We start from the raw sequence: 26,965 nt of genomic DNA on the forward strand, positions 1-26,965 counted from the left end.
GATGAGCCAGTTATTTTCTCTCGAAGGCAAGCGTGTGCTGCTTACCGGTTCGGCGCGTGGTATTGGGTTTTTGCTGGCGCGTGGCTTAGCGGAAGCCGGTGCCGAAGTGATTGTCAACGCCACCACGCTCGAAGGGGCAGAGAAGGGCGCCGCGCATCTGCGTGAGTTGGGCTTACGCGCGCACGCCAAAGCGTTTGATGTCACGCAATCGGCGCAGGTTAAGCAGGCGGTGGATGAGATTGAAGCGGAGTGGGGCGCGATTGATGTGCTGGTAAATAATGCCGGCATTCAGCGCCGCCGACCTTTCCTGGAATTCCCGGAGCAGGACTGGAATGACGTCATTGCGGTAAACCAGACCGCCGTATTCCTGGTTTCGCAAACCGTGGCGAAAAAAATGGTTGAGCGTCAGCAGGGCAAAATCATCAATATCGGTTCGATGCAGAGCGAATTAGGGCGCGACACCATCACGCCTTACGCGGCCTCCAAAGGCGCGGTGACTATGCTGACGCGCGGCATGTGCGTGGAGCTGGCGCGTCACAATATTCAGGTCAACGCCATTGCGCCGGGCTATTTCGTCACTGAGATGACCCAGGCGCTGGCAGACGATCCTGCCTTTACCGGCTGGCTCACCAAGCGTACGCCAGCCGCACGCTGGGGCAAGCCGGAAGAGTTGATTGGTGCGGCTGTATTCCTCGCTTCCGGTGCATCGAACTTTGTTAACGGGCATCTGCTGTTCGTTGACGGTGGCATGCGCGTCGCCGTGTGATACCTGGACGCGGCTGGCGTTATCGTCGGGCCGCGCCTAAACCTTAATCACCCCTCTGTATTCCTAAGGATAATAAAAAATGCCAATAACCATCATTGTGCTGGGTGTGATACTGCTGCTGGTGTTGATGATTGTATTTAAGGTCAATGGTTTCATTGCGTTGGTGTTTGTCTCGGCGGTGGTCGGTATCGCCGAAGGCATGACGCCGCTGAACGTGATGGCCTCGATCCAGAAAGGTATCGGCTCCACGTTAGGCGGATTAGCGATGATCCTCGGCTTCGGCGCCATGCTCGGGAGACTGGTTTCCGATACCGGTGCCGCACAACGCGTTGCCACCACGCTGATCGCCGCGTTTGGTAAAGAGCGGCTGCAATGGGCGCTGGTGGTGACCGGATTGATTGTCGGGCTGGCGATGTTCTACGAAGTCGGTTTCGTGCTGCTGCTGCCGCTGGTGTTCACTATCGTGGCAGCTGCCGGTCTGCCGCTGCTGTACGTCGGCGTGCCGATGGTCGCCGCGCTCTCGGTCACGCACTGCTTCCTGCCGCCACATCCGGGCCCAACGGCGATTGCCACCATCTTTGGTGCCAATCTCGGTACAACGTTGCTCTACGGTATGATCATCACCATTCCAACGGTGATTATTGCCGGACCGGTTTTCTCGAAGTTCCTCAAAAGCTTTGAGAAGTCACCGCCGGAAGGGCTGTATAACCCAAAAATCTTCACGGAAGAGGAGATGCCGGGCTTTGGTATCAGTATCTTTGCCACAGTGATTCCCGTGGTACTGATGGCGATTGCCGCCGTCTTCGAATTAACCACACCGAAAGAGAACGCGCTGCGTCAGTTCTTTGAATTCATCGGCAATCCAGCGGTAGCGCTGTTTATCGCGGTAGTAATCGCCGTGCTGACGTTGGGGCTGCGCAATGGCCGTAAGATGGAAGAAGTGATGGATATGTGCGGCGAATCGATTGCCGCCATCGCCATGATCATCTTTATCATCGCAGGCGGCGGTGCGTTCAAACAAGTGCTGGTGGACAGCGGCGTGGGTAACTATATCGCCGATATGATGAAGGGATCGTCTCTTTCACCGCTGCTGATGTGCTGGACGGTGGCGGCAATGCTGCGCGTGGCGCTGGGTTCGGCCACGGTGGCCGCCATCACCACCGCCGGTATTGTGACGCCGATTATCGCGGCCACGCACGCCGATCCGGCCTTGATGGTGCTGGCGGTGGGTTCCGGCAGCGTGATCGCTTCACACGTTAACGATCCCGGCTTCTGGCTGTTCAAAGGCTACTTCAACCTGAGCGTGGTGGAAACCCTGAAAACCTGGACGGTGATGGAAACGCTGATCTCGATTCTCGGTTTAGCCGGCGTACTGGCGCTCAATGCGATAATTCACTGATCGACAAGGCTTCACAAGGATGTGAAGCCCTCAACCACGCGTGCGGATCCACGAGAAACGTGACTGATAGCCGCTGTCAAAATGGGTGTTGTAGCGATAGCTGGAACCCGATTCCGCCATGCAGTAAGTACAAACGTTTAGCACCTCAATATGTTCCGCCACTATTCCCCGCTGTAACAACAAGCGCCGCGCCAGATTAGGCAAATCAAACCAGATTCCATCATGCTGAGTCCGCGCCTGCGGACGGATCGCTTGTGCGTTATGCGGCTGCTGAGTGAAGTAGGGTAACGGCGGAAGATCGTCACGATCCTGCATCTGTGTCACCAGATCGTTACCCAGCTCATAGCAGCACGGCCCGATCGCCGGACCGATGGCCACACGCAGCGTTTCACGGCTGGCGCCGCGTTCCAGCAGACGATCAATCGCGTTGTTCAATACGCCACCGAGTGTGCCTTTTAATCCGGCGTGCACCGCCGCCACTTGCTGTTGTTGCGGGTCGGCAAATAACACCGGCAGACAATCGGCGGTATATACCGCGACCGGCAGATGATCTTCGCCAATCAAACCATCTGATTCGCAACGCTTAGGCGGGATGTTTTGATTAGCCAGCAGCACATTGGCGCTGTGACGCTGTTGGCCGTAAGCGGCATTGACTGGAACGGGCTGGCCCGCCGGTTGAAACGCGTATTCCAGCCAGGAAAACGCATCCAATAGTCTCGAGCGTGGACCGCTGTGCGGGTGCTGTGCCATAAGTGTCTCCTCTCACCAAACGGCTGCTTTCTGCTGCCCACAGCTTACGTTAACTGCTACATTTTTAAAGCTTTACAAAAACTGCCCCTAATCACTTAAGGATGAAATGATGAAGAAAACCACTTTGCTGGCGGCGTCCGGCTTAATCGCGTTGGCGTTGACCGGTTGCGCGCAACCTGCCAAACAGCAGGCTCAGCAGCAGCTCGGTCAGCAATCGGTACTGGCAGTGAACTGGTTCCAGCAATCCGGCGAATATCAGGCATTGAGCTGGCAGGCGTTTAACAGCGCGCGCATGGCTTTTGATCAGGCGCCATCGCTGGCGGGTAAACCGAAAGCGGTTATCGTCGATTTGGATGAAACCATGATTGATAACAGCGCCTATAGCGCGTGGCAGGCAAAAAATGGCCAGCCCTTCTCCGGTAAAACCTGGTCAGCGTGGACGCAGGCGCGTCAGGCCACCGCCGTGCCGGGCGCAGTGGAGTTTGCTAACTACGTCAACAGCCACGGCGGCACTATGTTCTATATCTCCAACCGCGATCAAAAAGACTATGCCGCAACCGTGGAGAACCTGAATAAGCTGGGCTTCAGCGGGGTGAGCGAGAAAACAGTGCGCCTGAGCACCGGCAATTCCAACAAGCAAGAGCGCTTCGATGCGGTGAAAAACGCGGGTTACAACGTGGTGCTGTATGTGGGCGACAACCTGAATGACTTTGGCGGTTCAACCTGGCATCAGGGAAATGCGCAGCGTCAGCAGTTCGTGAGCCTCAACCATCAGCGTTTTGGCACCCAATTCATCGTGTTACCCAACCCGCTGTATGGCGACTGGGAAAGTGGCATGGCAGAAAACTACAACAAACTGACGCCTGAACAGCAATTGCAGGTGCGTGAAGCGCGTATGAAAGCGTGGAACGGTAAATAATTCGTCAGGTGAAATAGCGTCTGCTTAGGCAGGCGCATTCATGCCCACTTCAGGTCCAGTTATATTTACACTCCTGCGTAACTATTATTCTCCTCACGGTTTTCCTGATCTCTTACTTAATTTGATGAGAATGAGCAGTGAATTATATTGTCTTGCTGGCAAAATGGCAGTGAATAACGCTAATCATAAATTTTATAATTAGGAATCTTCCCAGCTCAAAAGGCTTAATTCTTATCGCCACTTGAAAGGCACAGCATTATTACGTGTATATTTTTGTAATTGCATCACGAATATTATATTTAAAGATGCCCTTATTTAACTGTTAATAATCATTTTTATCGTTTTCGCTCAATGCTTGCCCACTTGCATAAACTTACCAAATTAATATATTTACTGAAGTTTTGTTTACAAAAAGACGCATTTTGTCGACGTCACAAATATTCCTGATGCAACACTATGCTTAAGCGTCTATAAACAATTTCTGTGAGGAAGTTCTGCTTTCATCCTCAATTGTTCTCCATAGCCGCGTTTAATGACGTCGCTATTTAGCTGAAAGCGATATTTCAAAACGTTGAGAGAAGATTATTGTGACGACCCTGAAACCCTTATTAGCGATAAATAGCAGTCTGGCTTTCCAGCGCCGCGCGCGGTTAATTCAGCAATCTGCAGAGGAATCAACGCCATGAATTTAAGCACGCTTCGTCAGGATATTCCGGCTGGATTAGTGGTGTTTCTGGTCGCGCTGCCGCTCTGTCTTGGCATCGCGCAGGCAAGTGGATTGCCCCCCTTTGCTGGTCTGCTAACCGGTGTGATTGGCGGTTTGCTGGTTACTGCGCTCAGCCCGTCGCGCTTTGCCGTCAGCGGTCCAGCGGCGGGTTTGGTGACGATTGTGGTCGCATCGATCGCCACGCTAGGAAGCTTTTCCGCCTTTCTCACCGCGCTGATTCTGGCGGGTGCGTTGCAGTGCCTGTTTGGCTTACTGCGTGCCGGACGCTTTATCGCGCTGGTGCCGAGCAGCGTGATTAAAGGCATGCTGGCGGCGATTGGTATTCTGCTGATTATGCAGCAAATTCCGGTAGCATTCGGCGCGGCGGGCGATGTCGAGCTGCTGTCGTTGGTTAACGGGGAGTTTCAATTTTCGCGCAGTGCGATGCTGGTTGCTGGCGCGGGATTATTGATTCTCTGGCTATGGACCACACCGCTGATTAAATCGTTTAAAGCGCTAAGCTGGATGCCCGGCCCGCTGGTGGCGGTGCTGGTAGGCTGTGCCGCCACACTGTTTGGCGATCGTCTGTTCCCGGCGCTGGCAGAAGGCTTACCGCGCATCACGCTACCTGCGTTTGATAGCATGTCGGCGCTGGTGGCGGAGCTGGAAACGCCAGACTGGCAAGCGTGGCAAAACCCTGCTGTGTGGATGGTGGCGATAACGCTGGCGCTGGTCGCGAGCCTTGAAACGCTGCTCAGCCAGGAAGCGCTGAAGAAACTGCGTCCGCAAAATCCTGCACCTTCACCCAACAAAGAGATGTTTGCGCAGGGCATGGGTAACCTGACGGCTGGTTTCCTTGGCGCGATGCCGATTACTGCGGTGATCGTGCGCAGCTCGGTGAATGTGAGCGTTGGCGCGCAAACTAAGCTGTCGATTCTAATCCATGGTGTGCTGCTATTAATTTGCGGCCTGTGGTTCAGTAATCTGCTCAACGCGATTCCCCTTGCCAGCCTCGCGGCGGTGCTGCTCTATACCGGTTATAAGCTGGCTACACCGCGCCTGTTCATTGAGCAGATACGCATGGGGCCGCAGCAATATGTGCCATTCCTTGCCACCATCGGCGGGATTATCGTGTTTGGCATGCTGGCCGGCATTGGAATTGGCATCGCTACCCAAATTCTCTACAGCATCTATAAAAGCCATCGCAACGCCTTGCAGCTCACGCGTCATGACGGTCACTACGTTTTACGCCTCAAGCAAAATCTGACCTTTATGCACAATCCGAAACTGCAGGGATTGCTGGCGGAAATTCCGGAAAATAGCGTGGTCGTTGTGGATAACGATAACGCCGAGTATATGGATCCGGACGTTAAGGCGGTGCTAAAAGACTTTGGTGAAAACGCGCGTGAACGTGGCATTCGTCTGAGTCAGTGGCCTGTTGTGGTGAAATAGCAATAAGTCTGCGCTGGAATAGCGGTTTTAAAATGAAAAATCGGATATCTCGGATAGCCGATTTTTTTATTTACAAGGCATAATTGCCGCAAGTTTTATCCTTTTTCTCTGGCGTTTCCACAATGCCATTTGGCCCGACGCTGCTGTTTATGGCAGGTTGAGCGCCGCCCAGCCGCAGAGTAGGATGACGAACACTTGCTTAATTACCGAATCATCGCACGGTTATTTCCGGTTTAATGCTTGCTGATGCCTATGGCTGATGGCGGCACTTTCCAGGTTACAGGGTTCAGACGTATGCGCGTTATGCTGTTTGAAGAGAATAATTTTAAAAAGAATGCTCTCACGCTGTTCTTCATTACGCTGTTTTTCTGCTTTATCGGCAGCCATTTACGCATTCCCGAAGAGTTCTCTCTGTTTTGGCCGGTGAATGCACTGGTGGCTGGACTGATCGTGCGGAATCCGTTTTTGCACACCACCTCCAGTTATCTGGTGTGTTTTAGTGCGATGGTTTTTAACGACACGGTATTTTCCGGCTGGGCGCTGCCAGCGTTTACCGTCAATTTTGCTAATATTCTGTTTATCCTCGTCGCGGTCAGCATGCTGATCAAACATTTGCAGCGTCCTTCCGCTAACAGTCAGGTATTTAATGCGATGCGCATTTTTCCCGCCTGTTTTCTTGGCGCGGCGGCGTGTGCGACCTGGGGCGCATGGGCGCAGGATATCGATTTCAATGCGCGCTTTATCGTGGCGTGGGGCGACTGGTTCAGCGAACAGTTCTCCACTTCACTGATGCTGCTGCCGGTAATGTTGGCACGCCCGCTGCGCACGGTTTCACCGCGCACCTTGCTGCATCCCGGCAAACTGCTGCCACTGGCGGCGGTCATCCTGTCGCTGATCGTTGGAGCATTAATTGGCGGGGCAGGCAGCCTGACATTCCCGGTTCCTGCCCTGATCTGGTGCGCTATCGTGTTGCCGATTCCGTTGACCAGTTTGGTGATCCTGATAACCGGTATCACCGAGATTGTGCTGGTGTCGCACGGCGTCATGAATATTCAGGGTGACGATGCGCTGCTGCCGATTAGCCATCTCACTTCGGCACGCCTTGGCGTTGCTACCGTTGCGCTCAGTCCATTGCTTGTGGCGGTGAGCATGGATGCCATCCGCCAGCTGAATCATCGCCTTGCTTTGCGCGCTAATTTTGATTTCCTCACCCAGTTGCTGTCGCGTTCCGGTCTGTATGAAAGTCTTAGAAATGAACCTTTTTCGCTACAGCGGGAAGCCGGCGTAGTGATGCTCGATGTCGACTATTTCAAAGCCATTAACGACAACTTCGGTCACGATGCCGGTGATTGCGTGCTTGAAGAGATTGCGCGGCGTATTCAGCGTGTGGTTGGTAACCGTGGCATGGTGTGTCGATTTGGTGGTGAAGAGTTTGTGGTGGTGGTGTTCGATTGTAGCCACAGCCAGCTCTATCAACTGGCTGAAACAGTGCGCCAGGCGATGGTCAAAGAGAAGTTCTGGATTCAGGGCAACACGGTAACGGTCACCGCCAGTTTAGGCCTGGCGCGCGGCAGTGCGCAGAGCGAACGTGAATGGCCTGGCGTAATTAATCGTTTAGTGTCAGCGGCGGATAAGAATCTCTATCTCTCCAAACGCAATGGACGAAATCAAACCTCACCGGCGATGGAACCGCGCAGCATGATGAATGACGTGGCCTGAGCCACGTCCGCCTTTTACACGCTGCTTTTCAGTTGGCTGGTCTGTTGATGACGCTGCTGTGCCAGCTCGATCAGACGGGAAATCAGGTCGCTGTAGCTTAAGCCCGCAGCCTGCCATAGCTTCGGATACATGCTGATGTTGGTGAAGCCTGGCAGGGTATTCACTTCATTGACAATGATCTCGCCGCTTTCCGTCAGGAACACGTCAACACGCGCCATACCAAAACACTCCAGCGCCTGAAACGCGGTAATCGCCACCTGACGTATTGCCTCGCTGGCTTCATCGCTGATCGCTGCTGGCACCACCACTTGAGCGCCGCTTTCGCTGATGTATTTGGTGTCGTAGGAGTAAAAGGCATCGTGGACGACCACTTCGCCGCATGGGCTGGCTTCTGGCGTATCGTTGCCGAGCACAGCACACTCAATCTCGCGTCCTTTGATCCCTTGCTCGATCAACACTTTGCGATCGAACGTAAAGGCCAGATCCAGTGCGACATCGAACGCTTCAACGCTGTCGACTTTGCTCACGCCGACGGATGATCCCTGGTTAGCCGGTTTGATAAACAGCGGCAGACCAAAGCGGGCAATCACGGCCTCAGCGTTAATATTCGCGCGCTGTGCCTGCGTTACGCTCAGCCAGGGAGCGACGCTCAGCCCAGCATCACGTAACAGGCGCTTGGTGAAATCTTTGTCCATGCTGACTGCAGAACCGAGCACGTCAGAACCGACAAACGGCAGATTCGCCATGCGTAATAAGCCCTGCAGCGAACCATCTTCACCCAGCGTGCCGTGCACGATAGGGAAAATAACATCCAGTTGTGATAGCGGCTGCGCCTGCTGACGGGTAATCACCTGCTGGGAAGAACTTCCTGGTACCAGCGCGATATTTTCACCTGAACGATTAAGGGCAATCAGCTTCGGATTCTCAGCGTTGAGCAAGAATCCCGATGCATCATTGAGATGCCATTCACCCTGTTTATCGATCCCCAGTAACACCACGTCATACTTACTCTTGTCGATGGCTTCGAGGATGTTTTTGGCTGATTGTAATGACACTTCATGCTCGGCTGATTTGCCGCCAAACACGATCCCTACACGCTGTTTTACCATTGCTATTTGTCCGATTGCGATAAAGCGAGCCAGTAAGATAACACGCCCAGGACAGCCATCAATAGCCCTGCTTTTTCCTGCATAACACACTGTAAAACAGTCTATCTCAGCCTGCTCAGTCACGAGTTTAAACAATTATTCATAACCGTTTGAGACAAGTCTTGGACGGCTCAAAACCTGCCTTCTGTCAGAATTTTCCCAATTCAAACAGGTGCAACGGTGGGCAATGTGCTCACCGTTTTTTTGTCAGGTTTACAGGAGTCGGGAAATGGTCGACCAGAAGCAGGATGCTGTGGAGCAGGATGCGCGTTCTGTTGCTCGTATTGAAACCAGGGTGGATGACACGTTGTTAAAAAGCGTGGCTTGGATCTGCAAACACTACAAACGCGAGAAAAGTGAAGAAGCGCTGGTGGCGGGTTTGCCAAAAGCGACATTGCTCTCACCATCACAAGCCATGACTGCGCTGGAAAATGCCGGCATTACCGGCGGTATGGTCGAACGACGTCTGCAGGATCTTCCGGAACAGTTAATGCCGATGATACTGCTGCGCAAAGAGGGCGGCGGCTGTATTGTGCTGTCACGCCGTATTCACACCAACGAAGAGAATCAACGTGAATTGCGTTTCCAACTGGTGATGCCAGAAGTGAGCGCTTCAGCCGTTGAGATGAGCCTGGCAGAACTCAATGAGATCTACGCCGGCTTCGCCGTGATGGCGAAACCTGCTGCGGTGGTTGATGAGCGCGCCAGTGAAATGTTGCCAGAGGTGAAAGGCCATTGGCTGTTTACCACGCTGTGGCGCTATCGCCGCTATTACCGCAGCGCCGCAATTGCGGCGGTATTGATCAACGTCCTCGGTCTTTCCAGCATCTTTTTCACCATGAACGTCTATGACCGTGTGGTGCCCAATCAAGCCTTCGTAACGCTGTGGTCATTGGCCATTGGCGTCACCATTGCGATGGTTTTTGAAGCCGTTACGCGTTTCGTACGTGCGCATCTACTGGACATGGCCGGTAAAAAGGCCGATTTAGTGCTCGGCAGTATGCTGTTCCGCCAGGCGCTTTCCATCCAGATGGAGCATAAACCGGCTTCCTCCGGTACCTTCGCCAACCAGATTCGTGAATATGAATCGGTACGTGACTTCGTGGCTTCCGCCACGCTGGCGGCGATTTCCGATCTGCCCTTCATTCTGATGTTTGTTGGCGTGATCTTCTTTATCAGCGGCCCGTTAGCAATCATTCCGCTCATGATGATCCCTTTGATCATCATCGTCAGTGCCGCGATCCAGTGGCCATTGGCACGCATCATGAAAGAGAACTTGCGTGACGCCTCGCTCAAGCAAGGCGTATTGATCGAGTCGGTTGAAGGCATGGAAACGCTGAAAGCGGTGGGCGGTGAAGCGCACATGCAGCGCCGCTGGGAAAACTTCAGTGCACTGCAATCAGCTAACTCAATGAAATCAAAACGTTACTCGACGCTGGCAACCGGCGTGGTGACGTTCCTGCAGCAGTTCCAGACCGTGATGTTGGTGGTTGCCGGTGTTTATCTGATCAACGAAGGCACGTTCACCATGGGTGCGATGATCGCCACCGTGATGCTCGCCAGCCGCGCCACCGGCCCGCTCGGCCAGGTTATTGGTTTGGCAGTGCGTTATCAGCAGGCAAAAGCCGCGTTAACTTCGCTGAACAAACTGATGGAGATGCCCGTCGATCGTGACAGCAGCAAAACCTATCTCACTGATCCACCGTTGAGTGGTGAGATCACGCTGACTAACGTCAACTTCTCCTATCCAGCACCGCCAATGAAGCCGAACCCGGAGATCCTCAAAGATATCTCGTTGAGCATCAAAGCCGGAGAACGCGTCGCGATTCTCGGTCGCATCGGTAGCGGTAAATCCACCTTATTACGTGTGATGGCGCGACTCTACCAGCCGGTTAAAGGTCAGCTTTCAGCCGATGGGTTGGACGTAAACCAGATTGATCCAGCGGACTGGCGCAAAGCCGTTGGTTTTGTCGGGCAGGATGCGCGTCTGTTTTATGGCACGCTGCGCGAAAACGTGATGATTGGGCGCCCGGACGCCACTGCCAATGAGCTGTTGCGTGTGCTGAACCTTACTGGTCTGGATCACGTTGCCGCACGTCATCCAAGCGGGATCAATTTAACGGTCGGCGAGGGCGGTGAAGGCCTGTCAGGTGGTCAGCGTCAGTTGGTTTCTCTGGCGAGAACGCTGCTGACGCGTCCAAAAGTGCTGCTGATGGATGAGCCAACCAGCGCCATGGATAGCATGACTGAAAACCAGTTCCTCACGCACTTACGTCGTGCCAGTGAAGGACACACGCTGATCGTGGTAACGCATCGTCCATCCATTCTGGCGCTGGTCGATCGCATCATCGTAGTGGAAGAAGGAAAAGTGGTCGCGGACGGTCCTAAAGATCAGGTACTTGCCGCGCTGGAAGGGAAAAACAAAGCCCGTCCGCAGCCGCGTAAGGCTGCTGAACCGGCAGTACCTGCGTCAGCGCCCGCTAACGATGCTTCGGCAGTGTCTGCGCCGAAAGAAGCAGCACAAGAGGAGGCTGCAGTATGAGCAAGTTAATGCCATGGCGTAAGAGCGAGAAAGGTATGTCCACTGCTGATGCCGAATTTATGAATGACGTGCAGGCATCTCTGCTGTCACAAACCACGCCCGGTTCCAAGCTGGTGATGTGGATTATCATCGCGGTATTAGGCATAGGATTAACCTGGGCCAATTACGCACGAGTCGAAGAGATCACCAAAGGCGATGGCAAAGTCATCTCACGCAGTCGTGAACAGGTCATTCAAAGCCTGGAAGGCGGCATTCTGGCAGAGATGAATGTGCGTGAAGGTACGGTAGTGGATCCCGGAGATGTGCTGCTGAAGATTGACCCAACGCGTGCCCAGTCCAGCTATCGCGAAGTCCTGAGCAAAGTGGTGGGTCTAAAGGGCAGCATTGCGCGCCTGCGTGCGGAAGCGTATTCACTGCCACTGGCGTTTGATGAGCAGGTGAAGCGCGATCCGGCTGTTGTAGCGCAGGAAACCAAAGCATATGAATCGCGTAAACGTGCGTTAAGTGACAGCATCAACTCATTGCAACGCAGTTACGCACTTTCAATGCGTGAGATTCATCTGGCTGAACCGTTAGCGGCCAAAGGGCTCTTGTCGGAAGTCGAACTACTGCGCATGCAGCGTCAGGCCAATGACATTCAGGCGCAAATTGTTGAGCGTCGTAACCGCTATCAATCTGATGCCCACACCGAGCTGGGACGCCTGGAATTAGAACTGAGCCAGGTGAGCGAAAACCTTATTGGTCGTGCCGATATCGTTGATCGCACCACGATAGTGGCGCCAGTGCGCGGTACGGTGAAAAACGTGCGGGTAAACACGATTGGCGGGGTTATTCAGCCAGGTGAGCACATCCTCGAAATCGTTCCTCTGGAAGAGCAGTTGCTGGTGGAAGGGAAAATCCGTCCGTCTGATGTCGCCTTCCTGCGTCCTGGTTTACCGGCCAAGGTGAAAATCACGGCCTACGACTTTGCCATATACGGCGGGCTTGATGGGCACGTTGAATACATCAGTCCAGATACCCTGAAAGACGATCAGAAAGCGGCCAGTGGACGCCCGGATGATACCTACTATCGCGTACTAATCCTGACGGACAAAAGCACGCTGCATGCGGGTAACAAAGATCTGCCAATCATTCCCGGCATGATCGCCACCGTCGAGGTGCGCACGGGTGAGAAAACCATTCTCGATTACCTGCTGAAGCCGGTCCTGAAAGCTAAAGAAGCATTCCGCGAGCGTTAATAATCATGAAAAATAATAACAAGATGCGCTACGTACAGGCGCGTCATCTCTCTCTGCTTGCCGTTTGTATTGCGGTGGTGATGGCACCGGCGGTCAACGTAATGGCTGATTCTACCAGTGAGTTAATGATGTTTGCAGAGATGAGCGGCCAGCGTCCAGCGGTACCGGCTCCAGCGGCGGTGCGAACTCAGCCCTTGCCGGTTCATGTGGCACCGGCACCTGCGGTAAACATTGCGCGACCAGAGATCGCTGTGCCAGCGCAGCAGCCGCTCTTCGCTGAAAGGCAGAAACCTGCGACTATTATTACTCAGCCGGTTCAGCCGTCAGTTGCGCCGATTGCACCGCATGCGATAGCGGAAGCTCCGCAACAGTTTAAGGTCATAGAACGTGCAGCACCGATCAATGCCAAACCGAGCCAGCCGGCTGAAATTCAGGGCGGCGGTTTCCTGACTGAGGAGCAGCGTCGTCCTGAGCCACAGCCGTTCAATCCGCTGCAACCGGCGCGGAACGTGAGTCAGCCACAATCTGCGCAAACAGCGACTCATGCTCCAGTGGAAAGCCCACAGGCAAATATCAATTTTGTAAGCACGCCTTCAGCCGATGCTGCAGTCACGACTTCTCCGGTTACGCTAAGGGGCGGGGCTAATGAAACGGTTGCCGAAAGTGAAATTCGGCAAAAGTTTCTTTCGGCTGCACGCATTACCTGGCGTATCAGTCCGTCACTGAAGTCCTATATCGCTCAGGGCGATGCGGCTGAAGCCAGCGTAGATGAAGCAAAAGGCCAGCGCTGGCCGCAGGTTGATGTCAGCGCCGCATCCGCCACCAAAGAGTTTGGCAGTGGCACGAAGAATTATGAATACCAGGGGAATACGCCATCATTAGGTGTTTCAGTAGCGACCAACCTTATCGACTTTGGCCAAACCAGTCGCACTATTGAAAGCCGCGAAGAGCGCGTTAAGTCAGCCTTGCAGGCGGTGCAGGCACAGCGTGAAGATCTGGCGATGCAGGTAAGTAATGCATTGATTGAGTGGAATAAACAGCAGCACGTCATTGCCATCAGCAAACAATATCTGGGGCGTATGGCAGAGCTGACCAAAATGCTCAGCGGCATTGTTCAATCAGATACTGGACGTCGCAGTGAACTGACGCAGGCGAAAGGGCGCTTGCTGCAAGCGCAAAGCTATCTGGAAAATGCCGAATCACGCGCACGTGATATAGAAATCACCCTGAATCGCCTGATGGGCAACAGCCGCGTGACTTTACCAGCCAGTGATAAGTGGGCACTTTCCTTTGGCGATTTAAATCGCCAGCTGACGAGTCTGGATGTCCATCCGCTGATCTTGCGCGCCAGCGCCGAAGAGCGAGCGGCCTTCAAAGAGGCGGAGGCGATCAAAGCTTCTGGTCTGCCAAAGCTCAATTGGACAGTTAGCAAAAACACCCGTGAAGATCAGCTTGGGCGCCAGCAGGCATGGCAAACCGGCCTCAACGTGAGCTGGGGCTTATTCCGCGGCGGTTCAACCAATGCACAGGAAATTGCGGCGATTAAACGCGCCGAAGCGAGCCGTCAGCAGGTGCAAGAACAGCGCCGCGATCTGGAAAACCGTGTGCGCGCAGCCAGCCAGAATGCACACTCAACAGCGGAACGCGCCGTGCTGTACAAAAACCTGATTGTGGAATCCGACCGTATTCGTAAGGACTTCTTTGATCAGTGGTATCACTTAGGCCGCCGTTCATTGCTGGACGTACTGAGCGCAGAAAGCGACCTGTACAACAACCAGGTCAGTGAAGTCAGCAACCGTTTCGATAGCTATGCCGCCATTATCAGCGGGTATGCTAACTCGGGCACGTTGAGTCGTTGGTTAACAACTGGACGATAAACTGGCACATAAACCCGCTTCGGCGGGTTTCTTGTCCTTAACCCAACGTAAACGAACGGGCTTTTTGAGTTGGCAACGCGGCGCAAACCACTTTAGAATCGCGGCGAATTTTTACCCAAGAGGAGAACGGCATTGGACACTTGTCCCACACGATTACAGCAGGACCTCGCGGTAAGATAGCTTTCACGCTGTCTTAACTGCGCGTTAAGACGGTGGATTCCCTTCCAGAATCACCCCTTTTCATAAGCATAATGCAGCTGATTCCCAGCGGTATTCGCACTGTCTGTAATCCATTTTTAACCTGTTGTTCCGCAAATAAAGAGCTGCGGAGTGAGGTCTATCATGGATTGGAAAATCTTTTTACTGCGCGTCACCGTCGCGCTGGTTTTGGGCGCACTGATTGGCAGTGAGCGCCAGTTACGTCAACGCATGACCGGATTGCGCACCAATGCGCTGGTCAGCACCGGCGCATGTCTGTTCGTTCTGATGACACAAAGCGTGCCGGGCATCGCCACCGATGCGTCGCGCGTTGCGGCCTATGTGGTATCCGGTATTGGTTTCCTCGGCGGTGGCGTGATCATGCGGGATGGCTTAAATATTCGCGGATTGAATACCGCCGCCACCTTGTGGTGCACCGCCGCCATTGGCGTGCTGTGCAGCATGGGATTGCTGTTGGAGGCGACGATCGGCTGCATGGTGATACTGTGCGCGAATATTCTGCTGCGTGAATTGGCTTTAGGAATTAACCGTCAAACCATCGTCTCAGCCGCAGAAGCGATTCAACACTATAAAGTACAAATCATCTGCCTCGCGCAGGATGAAGTTCAGGTCCGCAGCTTGATGCTGCACACGCTCGGCGGCAGCGGCCTACGACTACAATCACTGCACAGTGAAGATATGGATCCGCCGCATCGCATGGAAGTAAATGCCGAGGTGATTGGCAATCCGACGTTAACCGACCAGCTTGAAAGCCTGGTGAGCCGCATTAGTCTGGAGAAAGGCGTCAGTTCGGTAAGATGGCAGGTGAGTGAGTTGGAACGGGATTAGTCTTTTGGCAAACGTGACGCCATTTAATCGCCACTTTGAATGAAGAATAAAAAAGCCACCTTGAGATAGGTGGCTTATTAATATGAATTTATTCGCTAAATTGGTGGCCCCTGCTGGGTTTGAACCAGCGACCAAGCGATTATGAGTCGCCTGCTCTAACCACTGAGCTAAGGGGCCAGCGGAGCGGGGATTATAGAGTATCTTGTTAGGGTGATCCAGAGTTCACCATTCGGATGGTGAAAATTACAGCAATAGCTGACTCCTTGATCTAAAAAAGAAAATTTTACTATCCCACGCACTATCGTTTATTAAGCGCCCAATCATCAGCGTTTTTTTGAGACCAGGCTCATTCGAAAGTTTGTCGATACTACAAATAGCGCGTTGCAGGCTTGTTGAGCGAGATGAAGGGCAATATGGCGATGCGTGCCTCTTCGTAGTTCTGCCAAAGCTGCACATCTTCCACGGATGGGATCGTCACTAGCTCGCCGGCATCGAGTCCACGCAGCGCTGACGAGACTAAATCGTCCACTTCCATTAGCATCTCAGCGGGAAGATCGTTAATGGATTTTCCTGCGCGCTCAAAGATTTCAGTGCGCGTTAAGCCTGGCAACACAGCTTGCATACGCACACCGCTTTCCGCTAATTCACGATGCAGATTACGGGTCAGGGAAAGTACATACGCTTTACTGGCGTTGTAGGCACCATTGGCCGATTCGCTCACCAGCGCTAGCACCGAAGCAATATTCACAATCGTGCCATTGCGACGTGCACGAAATGCCTGTGCAGCACTGTGGGCCAGCTGAGTCAGCGCAAGGATATTTAACGTCAGCATCGTTTGTATTTTCGCGATATCACCGTCAATGAATTCGCCTTCGACAGTCATGCCGGCATTGTTTACCAGCAGCGTAATCGCTTTGTTATGCTGGATTTCGCGATCAACTCTTAGCAAATCATCGTGGCTGGTGAGGTCGGCAGCCAGCACGCTGACTTCAACGCCATGCGCTTCACGTAGTGATTGTGCCAACAGATTGAGCCTGACTTCATCGCGTGCCACCAGAATCAGGTTTGTGCCGCGTGCGGCCAGTTGTTTTGCATAGGTCGCGCCAATTCCGCTTGATGCGCCGGTGATCAAAGCCAGTTGTTGTGACATGGTATGTTCCTTAAGATGATGGTTATCATATTTACGGGCTTTAATATGACGACCATAATATTTATCGTCAAGCTAGAATATGATGGTTGTAATAATTACACTGATTGCCATCAACGATGTCGGAGTCAATGAAGATGGAAAAGCTGAGCCATAAAGCGCGTACAAGACAGCGCATTCTGGATGAAGCCTCGGTGGTGATGCGCGAGAACGGCACTGAAAGCATTGGCGTAGCTGCGCTGATGAAGCGCGTGGGTTTAACGCACGGCGGCTTTTATGCCCATTTCGCCTCCCGCGAAGATCTGGTGCAAGCGGTGATCGCTGAGATGTTTGCTGATTCGGCACGCCGCTTTGCGGATATCACCTCAATTAACGATCCCGCTGAACGACTTAATCAGCTGATTGATAGCTATTTATCCGAGCAGCATTGCAACACGCCGGGTGAAGGCTGTCCGATGCCTGCGCTGGTGAGTGAGATGGCGCATTTACCCGTCGAGGCGCGTACGTTGTTTTCACAGCAGCGTGAAGCGATGCGGCAGCGCTTGGCGTTGACGCTACATGAGCTTAATCATCCGCATGCGGATGACGCGGCGACCACTATGTTGGCTGAGATGGTTGGTGCGGTGGCAATGGCACGTGCTTGTCCGGACGACGAGGAAGCGCGCACTATGCTGGCGAGCAGTCGTCGATCGGTAAAACAACGCGCCGGACTGGAGATTGTATGAGCGAGCACGATATCCGCGACATCATTGCGCCTGATTTACAGGTGCTGTTTTGTGGCATCAATCCGGGCAAGTCGTCGGCGCACACTGGATTTCACTTCGCGCATCCCGGCAATCGCTTTTGGAAAGTGATATATCAGGCCGGCTTTACGCGCGAGTTATTCAAGCCCGAGCAGGAGCAGCGGCTGCTGGAAACTGGATGTGGTATTACCATGCTGGTGGAGCGTCCGACGGTGCAGGCTAACGAGTTGGATGGCGATGAATTACGCGACGGTGGCTCACGCTTGCAGCAAAAGATTTTGCACTATCAACCGCGTGCATTGGCGGTGTTGGGCAAAGATGCCTTCCAGAAAGCATTTCGTCAGCGCAAAGTTGAGTGGGGCGAGCAGCCGCTAACACTGGGTGAAACGCGTTTGTGGGTGCTGCCTAATCCGAGTGGGTTAAATCGTGCGACGCTAGAAGAGATGGCCGCATCCTATCGCCAACTGCATGATTGGCTGCAAAGTAACGCGCGATAGAGCGACGCTTCAGGCAATAAAAAACCCCGGCAAGCCGGGGTTTTTTCGTCTCGACAACGATTAATCGTCGAGGAAGCTACGCAGTACTTCTGAGCGGCTTGGGTGACGCAGTTTACGCAGCGCCTTGGCTTCAATCTGACGAATACGCTCACGCGTTACGTCAAACTGTTTGCCAACCTCTTCCAGCGTGTGGTCTGTGTTCATATCAATACCGAAACGCATACGTAACACTTTCGCTTCACGCGCGGTCAGGCCAGCCAGCACGTCGTGAGTCGCTGAGCGCAGGCTTTCCGAGGTGGCGGAATCCAGCGGCAGTTCCAACGTGGTGTCTTCGATAAAGTCGCCCAGATGCGAATCTTCATCATCACCAATCGGCGTCTCCATAGAGATTGGCTCTTTAGCGATTTTCAGCACCTTGCGGATCTTATCTTCAGGCATCAGCATACGTTCAGCCAGCTCTTCCGGCGTCGGTTCGCGACCCATTTCCTGCAGCATCTGACGCGAAATACGGTTGAGTTTGTTGATGGTCTCAATCATATGCACCGGAATACGGATGGTGCGCGCCTGGTCAGCGATAGAGCGGGTGATAGCCTGACGGATCCACCATGTGGCGTAAGTTGAGAACTTATAACCACGACGGTATTCAAACTTATCAACGGCTTTCATCAGGCCGATGTTGCCTTCCTGAATCAGATCGAGGAACTGCAGACCACGGTTGGTGTATTTCTTGGCGATAGAGATAACCAGACGTAAGTTTGCTTCAACCATCTCTTTCTTCGCACGACGCGCTTTCGCTTCACCGATAGACATGCGGCGGTTGATGTCCTTCACCTGCTCGATGGTCAAGCCGGTTTCTTCTTCGATCTGCTGCAGTTTGTACAGCGAACGATTCACATCATCTTCAACTTCCAGCAGCTTCTCAGACCACGGCTTGTTCATCGCCAGCGCGGCTTTGAACCAGCTTGGGTTGGTTTCGTTGCCGGTAAACAGCGTGATGAAGTTTTTCTTCGGCATTTTGCATAGTTCAATACACAGCTTCATGATCAGGCGCTCTTGCGTACGCACGCGCTCCATCATTTCACGCATATTGTTTACCAGGTAATCGAACTGCTTCGGTACCAGACGGAACTGCTTGAACACTTCAGAGAGATTCTGGATTTCGGCTACGGCGTCAGCATGGCTGCGGCCTTTGGCTTTGATGACGGTGCGCGTGGTTTCGTACTGCGTACGCAGGTCGCCAAACTTCTCGCGAGCCAGTTCTGGATCGATAGAGTTATCGTCATCAGAGCTGTCGTCATCGTCTTCATCTTCTTCTTCGTCGTCATCGCGGTCTTCCTGTGATAACTCAGAACCGACGTTGGTGGCTGTCGGCGCGATATCTTCTTCTGCGTTCGGATCGATGAAACCGATGATCAAGTCAGACAGGCGAGCATCGCCCGCTTCTACGCGATCGTACTGATCGAGCAGATAGGTGATCGCTTCCGGATATTCGGCTACAGAGCATTGGACCTGGTTGATACCGTCTTCGATGCGCTTAGCGATGTCAATTTCGCCTTCGCGCGTCAGCAGTTCAACGGTACCCATTTCGCGCATGTACATGCGCACCGGGTCGGTGGTACGGCCAATTTCAGATTCAACACTGGATAAAACCTGAGCGGCGGCTTCTGCGGCATCTTCGTCAGTATCGGAGCTGTTTTCATTCAGTATCAGATCATCAGCATCAGGCGCTTCTTCAACAACCTGAATACCCATGTCGTTAATCATCTGGATGATGTCTTCGATCTGATCGGAGTCGACGATATCTTCCGGCAGATGGTCATTGACCTCAGCATAGGTCAAATAGCCTTGCTCCTTACCACGGGTGACAAGTAGCTTAAGCTGTGACTGCGGGTTTTGCTCCATAAGACGGTATCCACACTTCTGTTAATTAGATTGGTGTCGGTCGGCGGCGAAAGCCAACAATAACAGTGAAGGCGTTGTGTTTTTGCCGCTGCCTACATCGCGGCCAGGGCCTTTGCCCTTCTATAATCGGCACTTAAGCCGCTTGAATTCTGTTCGGACCTGGCTCACTCGTCATTTTCGTCCCCGGCAGTGCTCGCAATCCTCACGTACTTCAGTACGCTCCGGTTGCTGCGCGCTGGCGGTAACGAAACTGACTTCGACGCCTACGGTCCTTTTTCCGGTTTCGCTTATATACAAGCCTTGTCCGTAGAATGAGTCAGAAAAGGAGCTTAAAGAGCGCTAACTGTTCTAACCAAGTAAAAATCTTATTTTTTCGCTAATGCCTGGCTTAGAGCCCAGAACTCGCGGCGTTCGATGGCGCTTAGGCCATCCGTTCGCTCGCGTGCGATAAGCGCTTCAAGGCGCTGTTCGAGCGCGGAATCGTAAATACTTGCCAGTGAATCCTGGAACACTTCCTCCGCCTCTTCATCCACTATCATGTGGTTCCAGGTGGCCAGTGTTTCAAGGGGCTGGCTAAAATTTGTTCCGCGATATAACTCTAGTAGCTGTCCGGTGGTCAGGCCAGGATTCTCTGTACAACGACTGACTAACTCCACAAATAGCGGTAAACCCGCCATTTTTGACTGCTCCAGTCCATCCAGTGTAGGCACGATGGAGGCAAATTGCGGATTCTGCACTAATAACGCGATCAATACGCGCATGGTGGTGCGCTTCAACGGTGGGGCAGTTGGCAGCACTCCGCTTTCCGCCAGCTTCGGCATCAGCTTGTCTAACTGGTTATCGTCAAGAATCCCGAGTTTATTACCCAACGTTTGACGCATGTAAATGCGCAGCGTTTCACCGGGTATCTGACTGATCAGCGGTAACGCCAGTGTCGCCAGCTTAGTTTTGCCATCGCGTGTACTCAAATCCACTTGCGGCATCAGGCTGTCGAACAGAAACGTAGAGAGCGGTGTAGCCTGCTCCATTCGTGCTTCAAAGGCTTCTTTGCCCTCTTTGCGTACCAGCGTGTCCGGATCTTCGCCATCAGGCAAAAACATAAAGCGTAGCTGACGGCCATCATTCATGTAAGGCAATGCGGTTTCGAGCGTACGCCATGCCGCTTCACGTCCGGCGCGGTCGCCGTCGTAACAGCAAATCACGGTATCCGTTGAGCGGTAAAGCAGCTGAACGTGTTCAGCGGTGGTCGAGGTGCCCAGCGATGCAACGGCATAATCGATGCCAAACTGCGCCAGCGCCACCACGTCCATATAACCTTCGACAACCAGCAAACGCGTGGGTTGCGGATGATTTTTCTGCGCTTCATAAAGTCCGTATAACTGGCGGCCTTTATGGAAAATCGGTGTTTCAGGCGAGTTCAGATACTTCGGCGTATCGTTGCCCAGCACGCGACCACCAAAACCAATCACGCGGCCACGCTTATCGCGAATAGGGAACATAACGCGATCGCGGAAGCGATCGTAGGTGCGGCCTGAGTCATTGCTGACCAACATGCCTGCTTCCATCAGTGATTCGCGATCGTCTTTCTGCTGGCCAAAGCGCTTCAGTGCATTATCCCAACCGGCAGGCGCATAGCCGATAGCGAAGTGATCGATCACTTCCTGACTAAGACCACGCGTGGCGAGATAGTTCTGTGCAGATTGCGCTTGTGGATTACGCAGGCTCTGTTGATAGAAGCCGTTCAGGCCATCCAGCAACTGATAAAGACTTTGACGTTGATGGCGCTCCATCTGGCTAGGACCATTGCCCGCTTCATACGGCACTTCTAAGCCATGAAGCGTGGCCAGCTCCTCAACGCTCTCAACAAATTCCAGACGATCGTGATTCATCAGGAAGTCGATGGCGTTGCCTTTGGCGCCACAGCCGAAGCAGTAATAGAACTGCTTCTCACCGCTTACGGTGAAAGAGGGGGTTTTCTCGTTATGAAAAGGACAGCACGCGTGATAGTTCTTACCCTGCTTTTTCAGCTTAACGCGGGCATCGATAATATCCACGATGTCCGTGCGGGCAAGTAAGTCGTTGATAAATATGCGTGGAATTCGTCCAGCCATAAGCCCCGATTTTTCAGCTCATAAACGACAACAAGCCGCGCTTCCTTTCGGAAAGCACGGCCTTTTACTTGACTCTGTCTGCGTTTATCACGCGGCGGAAGCAAGCTTCCGCAAGAAATTAGTACAGACGAGTGCGGCGTGCGTTTTCGCGAGCCAGTTTCTTGGCATGACGCTTAACTGCAGATGCTTTAGCGCGCTTACGCTCAGTGGTAGGCTTCTCGTAGAACTCACGGCTACGAACTTCTGCCAAAACACCTGCTTTCTCGCATGAACGCTTGAAGCGACGCAGTGCTACGTCGAACGGCTCGTTTTCACGTACTTTAATTACCGGCATGTAACTCTTACCTCGATAAAATTCGGTTTTTGCTGCTGACTGCGGCGCCAGCACATTTCAAAATGGTGCAGCATTTTACTCCAGCCGCGGCCGACTTGTAAAGCACCATGTATAATTTAGAACCAACAGGGGCATATGCCATCGCGGCTGCCGGTTTTTTCAGGCCGTGGAGTATAGCGCACTCTTTGTGCGACAGAAAAACACTTTTTCAGGGGCAAAGTCTCTGGCGTGAGAATTGCCTGTGTTACACTGCGCGCCGCACGAAGAGGGTGATAAAAGCTATGCGAGTTCTGGGTATTGAAACGTCCTGCGATGAAACCGGCATCGCGATTTACGACGATGCGTCCGGTCTGCTGGCAAATCAACTATATAGCCAGGTGAAACTGCATGCCGATTACGGCGGCGTGGTGCCGGAACTGGCATCGCGTGACCACGTCCGTAAAACCGTGCCGCTGATTCAGGCGGCACTGAAAGAAGCGGGCCTTGAGCCACAACAGATTGACGGCGTCGCCTACACCGCCGGGCCCGGATTGGTGGGGGCGCTGCTGGTTGGCGCCACCATTGGCCGAGCGTTGGCATTCGCCTGGAATGTGCCGGCGGTGCCGGTGCATCATATGGAAGGGCATCTTCTGGCGCCGATGCTGGAAGAGAATCCGCCGGAATTCCCGTTTGTCGCGCTGCTGGTTTCCGGCGGCCATACACAATTGATCAGCGTGACCGGAATTGGTGAATACACCTTACTGGGCGAATCGATTGACGATGCAGCAGGCGAAGCGTTTGATAAAACTGCCAAGCTGCTGGGGCTGGATTATCCGGGCGGACCGATGCTGTCGCGTATGGCGCAGCAGGGCACGCCAAACCGTTTCCGCTTCCCACGGCCAATGACCGATCGTCCGGGGCTGGATTTTAGCTTCTCCGGCCTGAAAACCTTTGCGGCGAACACCATTCGCGAGCATCAGGGCGATGAGCAAGCCCGCGCGGATATCGCTCGCGCGTTTGAAGATGCGGTGGTTGATACCTTAATGATCAAGTGCAAACGCGCGCTTGAGCAAACCGGCTTCAAGCGTTTGGTGATTGCGGGTGGCGTCAGCGCGAACCGCACGCTGCGGGAGCGCATGGCTGAGATGATGCAAAAGCGTGGCGGCGAAGTGTTTTATGCACGCCCTGAGTTTTGCACTGATAACGGCGCGATGATTGCTTACGCTGGCATAGTGCGTCTCAAAGGCGGCACCCGTGGTGGACTCGGCGTGAGTGTGCGACCACGTTGGCCGCTGGCAGAATTACCCGCCATCTAAAACGAAAAAACCGGCCTCGCGCCGGTTTTTTTATTTCTTCTTCTTCCGCTTCCAGATCTTATTTTCCTGGCCGCGCCACAGGCGCTGGATGTTGTCGTGGTGTCTTAACAGAATCAGGCACGAAAGCATCGAAACGGGGAAAGTGAATTGCGGTTTGAACCACCACACGTAAAACGGTGCAATCAGCGCGCTGACAATCGCGCCGAGTGATGAATAGCCGCTCAGCAGCACCGTCAGCAGCCAGGTGCCGGTCATTAATCCCGTCAAATCCCAGCCAATCGGCGCAATCGCACCAAAGGCGGTCGCCACGCCTTTACCGCCGCGAAAACGAAAGAACACCGGATAGATGTGGCCCAGACAGGCGGCAATCGCCGTGAGGCCAAGATAGAGCGGGGCAACGTGCAGCAGATAAGCGATCCACACTGGCAGCATGCCTTTTGCCACATCGAAAATCAGCACTGCGGCAGCGGCGGCTTTGCCACCAATGCGTAAAACGTTGGTCGCGCCAGGATTGCCTGAGCCTTGCGAGCGCGGATCGGGTAAACCAGCCAGTTTACAGACCAGTATCGCACTGGAAATCGAGCCGCAAAGATACGCGAAAATAATCATACCAAGCGCGATAGCACTCATAGCGTCGTACCGTTCCTTTTGGGTCGTTTTGTTCTCGATAAGCGTGGATAATACGCATAATCCGCCGGAAGTGGTATCCGGCTTAGCCAAAAACAGAGACTGACATCATGGATATCGTATTTATTGAGCAGCTTACCGTGTTCACGACTATTGGCGTTTACGACTGGGAACAGGGCATGCAGCAGAAGCTGGTGCTCGATGTCGAAATGGCGTGGGACAACCGTCAGGCCGCGGCCAGCGACGATGTGAACGATTGCCTGAGCTACGCCGATGTCACCGAAGTGATCCTCAATCATCTGCAAGGTCAGCGTTTTGCCCTGGTTGAAAGGGTGGCAGAAGAAATCGCCGATCTGTTGATGAATCGTTTCAAAACCCCCGGAGTACGTATAAAGGTAGGCAAACCGGGCGCTGTAGCCCAGGCGGCCAGCGTTGGCGTGCGTATTGAGCGCGGGACTATTCCGAAATAAAACTTCCGTGATTGCCATCACAATGAAACCAAACCAAATTATGGTGTGTCTCACTTGAGGCCGTTGCGCTAACCAGCAGGAAGTTACCGAATTTCTTAAGGTTTCCTTCAGCGTGACGCTGGCATAATTTCAGGCGGTAGCCCTTTGCGACCGCCTTTTTACTGTTTAAAACGGATAGAGGAAATATTTTGATGGCAGACATTCACCAGCTTTGGGTAGCTGCAATCCTGGGGGTTGTAGAAGGCCTCACGGAATTCCTGCCGGTCTCTTCCACGGGCCACATGATAATTGTTGGTCATCTGTTGGGTTTTGAAGGCCAGACCGCTGAAACCTTCGAAGTTGTGATTCAACTCGGTTCCATCCTCGCTGTGGTCGTGATGTTCTGGCGCCGCCTGTTTGGTTTGATCGGTATTCACTTCGGTGAGGTCAAACATGAAGGTGTCGGTACAGGTCGTCTGACGCTGATTCATATTTTGTTGGGCATGGTGCCGGCGGTGGTGATTGGTTTGCTGCTGCACGATCAAATCAAAACGCTGTTTAACCCGATTAACGTGATGTATGCGCTGGTGGTTGGTGGTGTGCTGCTGCTGGTGGCGGAATACTTCAAGCCAAAGCAACCTAAAGCAGTGGGCGTTGACGATATCACTTATCTGCAGGCGTTTATGATTGGTTGCTTCCAGTGTCTGGCGCTGTGGCCGGGCTTCTCGCGCTCAGGTGCGACGATTTCTGGCGGTATGCTGATGGGCGTGAGCCGTTATGCGGCGTCGGAGTTCTCGTTCATTCTGGCGGTGCCGATGATGATTGGTGCAACCGGACTGGATCTCTACAAGAGCCTCGGCTTCCTGACAATGCAGGATTTCCCGATGTTTGCCGTCGGTTTTGTCACCGCCTTCGTTGTGGCGCTGCTGGCAATCAAAGTGTTCCTTGAGCTGATCAAGCGTATTTCGTTTGTCTCTTTCGCTATTTACCGCTTCATTGTGGCGGCCGTGGTTTACGCCATCTTTATGTAAGTCAGCCCGCGCGGCCGGTTACGCTGGCCGCGCGTTAATCAATTCCGCCTGCAGAACCGCAACACGTCGACGGGTTAACTCTTCCCGCACTTCCACCCCTTTAAAACCTGCTGCCACCACATCTTTGGTGGGCACCGCTTGCGCCAGCGTAAACGCCAGACGCAAATAGTCGCCTTGCGGATAAGCCATGCTTTCCAGACCCGCACGCCCGCGCGCATCCGCTTCGCTGGTCAGCGCCATTTTCTCCACCCGATCGGGCTTGCGCCAGGCATCGATACGATCAAAAAGCGCGATTAGCGCATCAGCAGACTGGCGTTCAATGGTGTGCACCACGTCATGGAATTCGGTCACCACTAACGCCAAATCACGCACCTGATTCGGCACGCGCAGGCGCTGGCACAGCGCTTCAACAATCGGCACGCCCGCGAGGCCATGACCATGATGGCTCGGCCATTTTTCCGGTGGCGTCAGCGCCTTACCGACATCGTGAAACAGCGTGGCGAAACGCACATCAAGTTGATCCGAAAGCGCGGCGGACATCGCCAGCGTCATCAGCGCATGTATGCCGGTATCAATTTCGGGATGCCATTTGATGGGTGCCGGAATGCCATACAGGTTATCGATTTCCGGGAACAGCACCTGCAGCGCGCCGCAATCACGCAGCACCTGGAAATAGACCTGTGGATTGCGCGTCAGCAACGCTTTTTCCGTCTCTTTCCACACGCGTTCTGCGGTGAGATGTGCCAGTTCGCCGCTGACGGCCATTTCGCGCATCAGCGCCTGGGTTTCATCGGCAATACGGAAATTTAGATGGGCAAAGCGGGCGGCGAAACGCGCCACGCGCAGAACACGCAGCGGATCTTCGTTAAAGGCGGCGGAAACATGGCGCAGCTGGCGTTGCGCCAAATCGCGCTGACCGCCATAAGGATCAATCAGCTCGCCGCTATCACTTTGGGCGATAGCATTGATGGTGAGATCGCGGCGCTGCAGATCTTGCTCGAGCGTAACATCCGGCGCGAACTGCGTCACAAAACCGGTGTAACCGTTGCCGCTTTTGCGTTCCGTACGCGCCAGCGCATACTCTTCACGGCTGCGTGGATGCAAAAAAACTGGAAAATCCCGGCCAACCTGCTGATAACCTTCCGCCAGCATCGAATCCGGCGTCGCGCCAACCACCACCCAATCTCTATCTTTTACCGGCAAACGCAGTAAGGCATCGCGCACTGCGCCACCGACCAGAAACGTCTTCACTCAACCACTCCAGAG

General features: G+C 53.6%; 22 protein-coding genes and 1 tRNA gene. 14 read left to right on the forward strand and 9 right to left on the reverse strand.

Features of this window, described 5'->3' with window-relative positions; genetic code table 11:
* The first annotated feature begins 1 nt into the window (after position 1).
* Both idnO and RTM06_RS00310 read left to right on the forward strand, forming a co-directional pair.
* Positions 2-766 carry a gluconate 5-dehydrogenase gene (gene idnO / locus RTM06_RS00305; RefSeq protein WP_265298774.1) on the forward strand — a complete coding sequence of 255 codons (765 nt, stop codon included), beginning with the start codon at positions 2-4 and terminating at the stop codon, positions 764-766.
* 79 nt (positions 767-845) lie between these two features.
* A complete protein-coding gene (locus RTM06_RS00310) occupies positions 846-2,165 on the forward strand; it encodes a gluconate:H+ symporter (protein WP_312179072.1) in 1,320 nt (439 codons plus the stop codon).
* A 30-nt stretch (positions 2,166-2,195) separates the two neighbouring features.
* Here RTM06_RS00310 and RTM06_RS00315 read toward each other — a convergent pair whose 3' ends face one another.
* Positions 2,196-2,915, reverse strand: coding sequence for a polyphenol oxidase family protein (locus tag RTM06_RS00315; protein WP_312179074.1), 720 nt, complete (start codon positions 2,913-2,915; stop codon positions 2,196-2,198).
* A 109-nt stretch (positions 2,916-3,024) separates the two neighbouring features.
* On the opposite strand from RTM06_RS00315, the gene RTM06_RS00320 reads away from it, so the two are divergent.
* The 3 genes from RTM06_RS00320 to RTM06_RS00330 all read left to right on the forward strand — a co-directional run bounded on the left by RTM06_RS00320 (position 3,025) and on the right by RTM06_RS00330 (position 7,711).
* Positions 3,025-3,834, forward strand: a complete 810-nt coding sequence (locus RTM06_RS00320) for a 5'-nucleotidase, lipoprotein e(P4) family (protein ID WP_256698452.1) — start codon at positions 3,025-3,027, stop codon at positions 3,832-3,834.
* A gap of 682 nt (positions 3,835-4,516) precedes the next feature.
* A complete protein-coding gene (locus RTM06_RS00325; RefSeq protein WP_312179076.1) occupies positions 4,517-5,992 on the forward strand; it encodes a SulP family inorganic anion transporter in 1,476 nt (491 codons plus the stop codon).
* 294 nt (positions 5,993-6,286) lie between these two features.
* Positions 6,287-7,711, forward strand: coding sequence for a sensor domain-containing diguanylate cyclase (locus RTM06_RS00330; RefSeq protein WP_265298778.1), 1,425 nt, complete (start codon positions 6,287-6,289; stop codon positions 7,709-7,711).
* 14 nt (positions 7,712-7,725) lie between these two features.
* On the opposite strand, the gene ddlA is transcribed toward RTM06_RS00330, so the two are convergent.
* A complete protein-coding gene (gene ddlA, locus RTM06_RS00335) occupies positions 7,726-8,820 on the reverse strand; it encodes a D-alanine--D-alanine ligase (protein WP_256697532.1) in 1,095 nt (364 codons plus the stop codon).
* Between the two features lie 268 nt (positions 8,821-9,088).
* Between ddlA and RTM06_RS00340 the strand changes: the two genes are divergently transcribed.
* From RTM06_RS00340 to RTM06_RS00355, 4 genes are all read left to right on the forward strand, one after another.
* Entirely contained in the window at positions 9,089-11,401 is a 2,313-nt protein-coding gene (locus RTM06_RS00340; RefSeq protein ID WP_265298780.1) for a type I secretion system permease/ATPase, read from the forward strand.
* Positions 11,398-12,639 carry an HlyD family type I secretion periplasmic adaptor subunit gene (locus tag RTM06_RS00345; protein WP_312179080.1) on the forward strand — a complete coding sequence of 414 codons (1,242 nt, stop codon included), beginning with the start codon at positions 11,398-11,400 and terminating at the stop codon, positions 12,637-12,639. The genes RTM06_RS00340 and RTM06_RS00345 overlap by 4 nt, the downstream gene beginning before the upstream one ends.
* Before the next feature lie 5 nt (positions 12,640-12,644).
* Complete coding sequence (locus RTM06_RS00350; RefSeq protein ID WP_312179082.1) at positions 12,645-14,516, forward strand: TolC family protein; 1,872 nt, start codon at positions 12,645-12,647, stop codon at positions 14,514-14,516.
* Between the two features lie 342 nt (positions 14,517-14,858).
* Complete coding sequence (locus RTM06_RS00355; protein ID WP_008103447.1) at positions 14,859-15,563, forward strand: MgtC/SapB family protein; 705 nt, start codon at positions 14,859-14,861, stop codon at positions 15,561-15,563.
* A gap of 101 nt (positions 15,564-15,664) precedes the next feature.
* On the opposite strand, the gene RTM06_RS00360 is transcribed toward RTM06_RS00355, so the two are convergent.
* Together RTM06_RS00360 and RTM06_RS00365 are read right to left on the reverse strand one after the other, a co-directional pair.
* Positions 15,665-15,740, reverse strand: a tRNA-Ile gene (locus RTM06_RS00360).
* 190 nt (positions 15,741-15,930) lie between these two features.
* Positions 15,931-16,713, reverse strand: a complete 783-nt coding sequence (locus RTM06_RS00365) for an SDR family oxidoreductase (protein WP_312179085.1) — start codon at positions 16,711-16,713, stop codon at positions 15,931-15,933.
* 134 nt (positions 16,714-16,847) lie between these two features.
* Here RTM06_RS00365 and RTM06_RS00370 point away from each other — a divergent pair, with 134 nt between their 5' ends.
* Positions 16,848-17,435: a TetR/AcrR family transcriptional regulator gene (locus RTM06_RS00370; protein ID WP_256697479.1), complete on the forward strand. Its 588-nt coding sequence runs from the start codon at positions 16,848-16,850 to the stop codon at positions 17,433-17,435.
* Positions 17,432-17,950 (forward strand): G/U mismatch-specific DNA glycosylase, encoded by a 519-nt coding sequence (gene mug / locus RTM06_RS00375; RefSeq protein ID WP_312179088.1) that lies wholly within the window; start codon positions 17,432-17,434, stop codon positions 17,948-17,950. Before RTM06_RS00370 ends, mug begins: the two co-directional genes overlap by 4 nt.
* A 60-nt stretch (positions 17,951-18,010) precedes the next feature.
* Here mug and rpoD read toward each other — a convergent pair whose 3' ends face one another.
* The 3 genes from rpoD to rpsU form a co-directional block, all read right to left on the reverse strand.
* Positions 18,011-19,852 carry an RNA polymerase sigma factor RpoD gene (gene rpoD / locus RTM06_RS00380; protein WP_008103440.1) on the reverse strand — a complete coding sequence of 614 codons (1,842 nt, stop codon included), beginning with the start codon at positions 19,850-19,852 and terminating at the stop codon, positions 18,011-18,013.
* 365 nt (positions 19,853-20,217) lie between these two features.
* A complete protein-coding gene (gene dnaG, locus RTM06_RS00385; protein WP_312179089.1) occupies positions 20,218-21,963 on the reverse strand; it encodes a DNA primase in 1,746 nt (581 codons plus the stop codon).
* A gap of 118 nt (positions 21,964-22,081) precedes the next feature.
* Positions 22,082-22,297, reverse strand: a complete 216-nt coding sequence (gene rpsU / locus RTM06_RS00390) for a 30S ribosomal protein S21 (RefSeq protein WP_008103436.1) — start codon at positions 22,295-22,297, stop codon at positions 22,082-22,084.
* Positions 22,298-22,578: 281 nt separating this feature from the next.
* Here rpsU and tsaD point away from each other — a divergent pair, with 281 nt between their 5' ends.
* Positions 22,579-23,592 carry a tRNA (adenosine(37)-N6)-threonylcarbamoyltransferase complex transferase subunit TsaD gene (tsaD, locus tag RTM06_RS00395; protein ID WP_312179091.1) on the forward strand — a complete coding sequence of 338 codons (1,014 nt, stop codon included), beginning with the start codon at positions 22,579-22,581 and terminating at the stop codon, positions 23,590-23,592.
* A 30-nt stretch (positions 23,593-23,622) separates the two neighbouring features.
* Here the strand turns inward: tsaD and plsY are convergent, their stop codons facing one another.
* Positions 23,623-24,222, reverse strand: a complete 600-nt coding sequence (gene plsY / locus RTM06_RS00400) for a glycerol-3-phosphate 1-O-acyltransferase PlsY (RefSeq protein WP_061720459.1) — start codon at positions 24,220-24,222, stop codon at positions 23,623-23,625.
* Between the two features lie 107 nt (positions 24,223-24,329).
* On the opposite strand from plsY, the gene folB reads away from it, so the two are divergent.
* Together folB and bacA are read left to right on the forward strand one after the other, a co-directional pair.
* Positions 24,330-24,689, forward strand: coding sequence for a bifunctional dihydroneopterin aldolase/7,8-dihydroneopterin epimerase (folB, locus tag RTM06_RS00405; RefSeq protein WP_008103431.1), 360 nt, complete (start codon positions 24,330-24,332; stop codon positions 24,687-24,689).
* A gap of 191 nt (positions 24,690-24,880) precedes the next feature.
* Positions 24,881-25,699, forward strand: coding sequence for an undecaprenyl-diphosphate phosphatase (bacA, locus tag RTM06_RS00410; protein ID WP_008103429.1), 819 nt, complete (start codon positions 24,881-24,883; stop codon positions 25,697-25,699).
* An 18-nt stretch (positions 25,700-25,717) separates the two neighbouring features.
* On the opposite strand, the gene RTM06_RS00415 is transcribed toward bacA, so the two are convergent.
* A complete protein-coding gene (locus RTM06_RS00415; RefSeq protein ID WP_312179095.1) occupies positions 25,718-26,950 on the reverse strand; it encodes a multifunctional CCA addition/repair protein in 1,233 nt (410 codons plus the stop codon).
* Positions 26,951-26,965 lie beyond the last annotated feature (15 nt).

The organism is Pantoea sp. CTOTU46764 (assembly GCF_031974595.1).
Lineage (GTDB): Bacteria > Pseudomonadota > Gammaproteobacteria > Enterobacterales > Enterobacteriaceae > Pantoea > Pantoea trifolii.